Annotated in this window: 6 protein-coding genes and 1 pseudogene; 3 read left to right on the top strand and 4 right to left on the bottom strand. The window is 67.1% G+C overall.

Annotated elements, in window-relative coordinates; genetic code table 11:
- The coding region (locus WA805_RS18240; RefSeq protein WP_425242927.1) for a hypothetical protein at positions 1 to 335 on the top strand (335 nt) is incomplete at its 5' end.
- Between the two features lie 45 nt (positions 336 to 380).
- Here WA805_RS18240 and WA805_RS18235 read toward each other — a convergent pair.
- The 3 genes from WA805_RS18235 to sodN form a co-directional block, all read right to left on the bottom strand.
- Positions 381 to 1,184, bottom strand: a complete 804-nt coding sequence (locus WA805_RS18235) for an RNA polymerase sigma factor SigF (RefSeq protein WP_425242928.1) — start codon at positions 1,182 to 1,184, stop codon at positions 381 to 383.
- Between the two features lie 38 nt (positions 1,185 to 1,222).
- Positions 1,223 to 1,654 carry an anti-sigma factor gene (locus WA805_RS18230; RefSeq protein ID WP_422279960.1) on the bottom strand — a complete coding sequence of 144 codons (432 nt, stop codon included), beginning with the start codon at positions 1,652 to 1,654 and terminating at the stop codon, positions 1,223 to 1,225.
- Positions 1,655 to 1,810: 156 nt separating this feature from the next.
- Positions 1,811 to 2,212, bottom strand: a complete 402-nt coding sequence (gene sodN / locus WA805_RS18225; RefSeq protein WP_422324875.1) for a superoxide dismutase, Ni — start codon at positions 2,210 to 2,212, stop codon at positions 1,811 to 1,813.
- A gap of 77 nt (positions 2,213 to 2,289) precedes the next feature.
- Here sodN and sodX point away from each other — a divergent pair, with 77 nt between their 5' ends.
- Positions 2,290 to 2,622, top strand: a complete 333-nt coding sequence (gene sodX, locus WA805_RS18220; protein ID WP_425242926.1) for a nickel-type superoxide dismutase maturation protease — start codon at positions 2,290 to 2,292, stop codon at positions 2,620 to 2,622.
- Positions 2,623 to 2,696: 74 nt separating this feature from the next.
- On the opposite strand, the gene WA805_RS18215 is transcribed toward sodX, so the two are convergent.
- Positions 2,697 to 4,385: an APC family permease gene (locus WA805_RS18215; protein ID WP_425242925.1), complete on the bottom strand. Its 1,689-nt coding sequence runs from the start codon at positions 4,383 to 4,385 to the stop codon at positions 2,697 to 2,699.
- A gap of 413 nt (positions 4,386 to 4,798) precedes the next feature.
- Between WA805_RS18215 and WA805_RS18210 the strand changes: the two are divergent.
- A pseudogene (locus WA805_RS18210) lies at positions 4,799 to 5,333 on the top strand (hypothetical protein); the annotation flags it as partial.

The following is a 5,333-nucleotide window of genomic DNA, read 5'->3' as shown; positions in this document are numbered from 1 at the left end:
CGGTCGGCATGGGCGTGGCGGCGGGTTTTTCTGCCGTCTCGACCGCGGACGGGCAGTCCTACCAGCGGGCCAGCGGCATCGCGCTGACGCTGATCGCGGTCGGCACGGCCGTCGTGTTCGCGCTGTTCGCGCGGGGCGTGGCCCAGGCCAGGCCGTGGACCAGGACCCCGGTGGTCATGACCCAGCTGGCCATCGGCGTGTGGGCCATCTACGTGCTGAGAGACCACCGGCTCGAGTGGGGCGTGCCGATGCTGCTGGCCGCGGCCTGCTGCCTGGCCGCCCTATTCACCCCCGCCAGCCTGCGCGCCCTCAACCGCCCGCCCATGCAGCCCTAGGACACGCCCGCCCCGGGCATCAGGGCCTACGGGGACCGCCCGGCCTTATTCCTCGGTGGTCAGGCCCTCGCGCAGCTGAGTCAGGGTCCTGGCCAGCAGCCGGGACACGTGCATCTGGGAGATGCCGAGCTCCGCGGCGATCTGCGACTGGGTCATGTTGCCGAAGAACCGCAGTAGCAGGATCTTCTTCTCCCGCGGCGGCAGCCGCTCGAGCAGCGGCTTCAGCGATTCCCGGTACTCCACGCCCTCCAGGGCCTCGTCGACCATGCCGAGCGAGTCGGCGACCGCGGGCGCGTCCTCGTCGCCGGAGTCCGGCGCGTCCAGCGAGACGGTGGAGTACGCGTTGGCCGACTCCAGGCCCTCGAGCACCTCTTCTTCCGACATCTGCAGGTGCGCGGCGAGCTCACTGACGGTGGGCGCGCGGCCTTCGCGCTGCGCCAGCTCGCCGATCGCCTTGGTGAGCGACAGCTTGAGCTCCTGCAGCCGCCGCGGCACCCGGACGGCCCAGCCCTTGTCCCTGAAGTGCCGTTTGATCTCGCCGACGATGGTGGGCGTGGCGTAGGTGGAGAACTCCACGCCGCGCTCGAGGTCGAACCTGTCGATGGACTTGATCAGCCCGATGGTCGCGACCTGGGTGAGATCGTCAAGCCACTCGCCCCGGTTGCGGAACCGGCGCGCCAGGTACTCCACGAGCGGCAGGTGCAGCTCGACCAGGGTGGCCCTGATCCGCGCGCGCTCCGGGTCGTCATGCGGCAGCGTCGCGAGCCGTTCGAACAGCTCGCGGGCCCGTGTCCGGTCGGGCCCGGAATGGTCGCTCCGCGGCAGCGGCGCCGGCGGCTCTTCACTCACCGGGCTCACCGCGACCTCGAAGACCTCGTATTCGCTGCTCACCCTGACCCCGCTCCGCCGCGGCGCTTGACAAGCACGATCGACACCCGGTCACCGGGTCCGAGCCGGGAGTCCACGGTTCCGGCGAGGGCGGACAGCACCGTCCACGCGAACGTGTCCCTGGCGGGCATCTTGGGCTGGGCCGCGGTCACCGACACCGTGATCGTCACCTGGTCGGCGCCGAGCTCGAAGCCGCACTCCAGGTCGGTGCCGGGGATCGCCTGCGCGAGCAGCATCGCGCAGGCCTCGTCGATCGCGATGCGCAGGTCCTCGATCTCGTCGAGAGTGAAGTCGAGCCGTGCCGCCAGCCCGGCGGTGGCGGTGCGCAGCACGGACAGGTACGCGCTCTCCGCTGGCATCCTGACGTGCACGTAGTCGGCCGTCTCGCGGCCGGCCGGCACGGCCGTGGTAGCGGCGGTGTCTTCTGTCACGTTTCTCCGTCGGTCATCTCACCCGGCCGGCGATGATCGCCGGCCCCTGACAGCAACTTACCGTCATCCGCTCCATGGCATAAACGCGACGCGGCAGCGCCTCCCCGGACATCGGGGACGACGCTGCCACGTCGATGTGGCCGACGGCCGTCGGCGTCAGGCCTGCTTGGTCTCCCAGAAGATCTTGGAGATCTCCTCGATCTTGGCCAGCAGCTCGTCCGCCGTGGCGACGTTGGTGCTGCCCTTCGTGCCCGCGGCGCCGGCCAGCTTGGTGGCCTCATTGAAGAGCTGGTGCAGCTGCGGGTACTTCTCGAAGTGCGGCGGCTTGAAGTAGTCCGTCCACAGCACCCATAGGTGGTGCTTGACGAGTTCGGAACGCTGCTCCTTGATGATCAGGCAGCGGGTCCGGAACTCGGGGTCCGAGTTCTGGGCATACTTCTCGTCAATAGCCTTGAGAGACTCCGCCTCGATTCGGGCCTGCGCGGGGTCGTAGACGCCGCAGGGCAGGTCGCAGTGGGCATGAGCGACGGACTTCGGCGCGAACAGCCGGGTGAGCAGCCTCATCGATTCCCTTTCTCCGTACCAGATCAGTAAGGTTTCACTTCCGACACTACTCCGTGGGATGGAAGCTAAACGTGCACGGCTGGCCGTTGCTCCGCGTCGAGGTCGCCGAGCAGTCCATGCTGCCCGCGCTGCGTCCGGGTGACTGGCTGCTCGCCCGCCGCACCCGGCGTATCCGCCCTGGTCAGGTGGTGCTCGCCTGGCACCCGTCCCGCCCGGGTTTCCTGTTGGTGAAGCGCGCGGTCAGGCGCGTGGAGGGCGGCTGGTGGCTGCAGTCGGACAATCCGGCGGCGGGCGCGGTGGACAGCAGCCGCTTCGGCCCGGTGCCCGAGGAGAAGATCGTCGGCCGGGTGCTGGTCCGCTACTGGCCGCTGCGCCGCTCTTTATCCAGAACGGGCCCGCGGTGACCGCGTCGGCCCCGCATCCTCCGGGAGGGTGCGGGGCCGACGGTTTGTCGCTGTAACGGGATGACGAGCCGGACCTAGTGCCTTGGCATCTCGGGCAGGTCATCCACTGGCTGCGCACTCTGCCTCGCGACCAGGTCGAGCATGTCTGCACGCTTCAGCTTGGTGGCCTGTGCCCAGAAGAAGATGGCCAGGCTGAAGGCCGCCACCACCACCATGTCCCACCAGAACGGGAGGTTGCTGGTGTTCGTCGGCGCCAGCGGCGTCGTGCTGGACTGGCCGCTGAACTGGCCCTGCCAGGAGATGATGCCCATGCCGATCAGGTACACCGGCAGCCACTGCGCGGACCTCCAGTCCAGCGGCGGCCGCTGCGGGTCGAAGTACATGAAGATGCCGATCAGCACGTACCCGACAACGATCGCGATGGCGAGCTTCCAGAGCACCTCGAAGCCCGACCAGTAGATGAGCAGGTTGGCGAAGATGAACGCGAGTGGCGACATCACGGTAGCGCCGGGCATCCGGTAGGGCCGGGGCGCCTCAGGGACCTGCCCGCGGAACGCCGACAGCGACAGCGGCGCTCCGGCGTACATCAGCACGCTCGCGGAGGTGACCAGGCCGACCAGGGAGTGCCAGCTCGGGAAGGGCAGCAGGAACAGCAGGCCGAACAGGAACGCGATGATCAGGCTGAACCAGGGCACGCCCCGGCTGTCCACTCTGGTGAACAGCTGCGGGTAGTAGCGGTTGCGGCCCAGGCCGTACCCGACGCGCGAGGTCGAAGTCTGGTAGATCAGGCCGGTGCCGAACGGGGAGATGAACGCGTCGAGCCGCAGGAGGATCGCGAGCCAGCCGAGCCCGACGACGCCCGCCAGGCCAGCGAACGGCCCGACGGCTATTTCGTTGGTCTTGGGTATGCCCGCCCAGCCCAGAGGACCCGAGATCAGGCTGTGCGGGATGGCTCCGATGAACACGACCTGCAGCATGACGTAGATGATGATGCCGATGGTGACAGCTATGAGGATCGCCCGTGGCAGGTTCTTCTGCGGGTCCTTGATCTCGCCAGCCAGCTGGTCGGCCTGCTCGAAGCCGAGATAGGCGAACACGATCCCGGCCGAGGGGATGGCGGCGAACAGGGCCTTGACGCCGAAGGGCATGAAGCCGCCGCCCGCCCCGAAGTTACTGGGGTGGAACTTGAACAGCAGCACGATGATGGTGAGGACCGGGATCGCGACCTTCCACCACGTGATGCCGGCATTGACCTTGGAGAACAGGCCGATGGCCAGGAAGTTGATCGCGGTGAAGGACGCCATCAGCACGATCGTCATCACGAAGCCCAGCCCGGTGACGTTACCCGAGGTGGCGTTGTAGAGGCCGTGCCAGTAGTAGGACCCGTACTGCATCACGGCGAAACACTCGATCGGCGCTACCGTGACCGCCTGCAGCCAGGAGAAGAAGCCGAACGAGATGCCGGCGACGCTGCCGAACGCGAAGTGCGGGAACCTCGCGGTCCCGCCGGACACCGGGTACATCCCGCCCAATTCGGCATGGACCAGCGCGAGGATGACGACGATGACTCCGGCGATAACCCATCCCAGCAAGGCCGCGGTCCCCGCCGCTTGCGCGGCGAACAGCGCGCCGAACAGCCAGCCCGAGCCGATGATGGAGGTCTCGGACGCCCAGGTTGCCCCGATCAGTCCCATCTCCCGCCGCAGACCGACATCCGCCGGCTGGCTTGCGGGAGCGCCCGTAGACCCAGTTTCAGTAGCCATGATCGATGCTCTTTTCTCGATCTTGCCCCGTGGGGCGTGTCCCCCCCGTCAGGGTGGGTTGCTAGCGTGCCATATGAGCAGAGTGAGATCATCGTAGGGATGATCATCACCTAAGAGAAGTGTTGTCGTGGATTCGGTTTCATAACGCAGTTCAGGGCGTTGTACCCCGCCTACGGGCGGAATAATGACACATGCGCAGCGTCACATCGGGATGACACGGTAATTACCGGTGAGTTTCAAAGAAACTGGGGGTTTTGCGCCGCGCCTTGGCGGGCACGTTTGTTAGATGCCGCTTGTGAAACAATTCACGAGCAAAAGCGGCAGTCGTCATGCCAAGGGCGGGCGATGCCCTGCCGGTCCGGGCCAGCATCTCATTGACCTGCGGTGAACCGGTGGCTACCCTCGCTTCTGTCATGTGGAGCACCAGACTGCGATATCCGGCACTCGGCATACTTTTGCTCGGCGTCATAGCCGGCCTGCTGTTGACCTGGCGGTTGAGCCATGTGTGGTTCGCGTCGTTCGCGGTCGCGGTCGGGGTCGTCGTCCTCACCGTGGCGATAGTTGGGCTCGCCAGGGACGGGTGGCGTCAGACGAGTGGGGAAAACCTCAGCTCGCGCGGCTTCAGGCCGGGCGCTGTCAGCGGTATGGGCGTGATGGACCCGGGGTTGCGCCGGGACTATTCGCCCATACTCCCGGCCGTTGTCACCCGGCGGAGGACCGGTACCCGCGCCCCGCGCCGGGCAGTCCCTTCGGCAGTTCCTTCGGCCGCCGCGGCAAAGCCCGCCAGAAGCGGCGGTACTCGCCGGCGGAAGGAAACGCTGCTGCCGGATGCGACGATCACCCTCGCCGCTGAGCGGCGGGCGGCAGGCATCGATGACCTGTTCATGGAGCTGGACGTTGAACTGATCGGGCTCGTCCCCGTGAAGCGGAAAGTGGAGGAAATCGGTT

It is taken from the genome of Trebonia sp. (assembly GCF_049794275.1).
Lineage (GTDB): Bacteria > Actinomycetota > Actinomycetes > Streptosporangiales > Streptosporangiaceae > Trebonia.
Note: the sequence above shows the minus strand (reverse complement) of the source record. Positions and strands in the feature narration are given on the sequence as shown.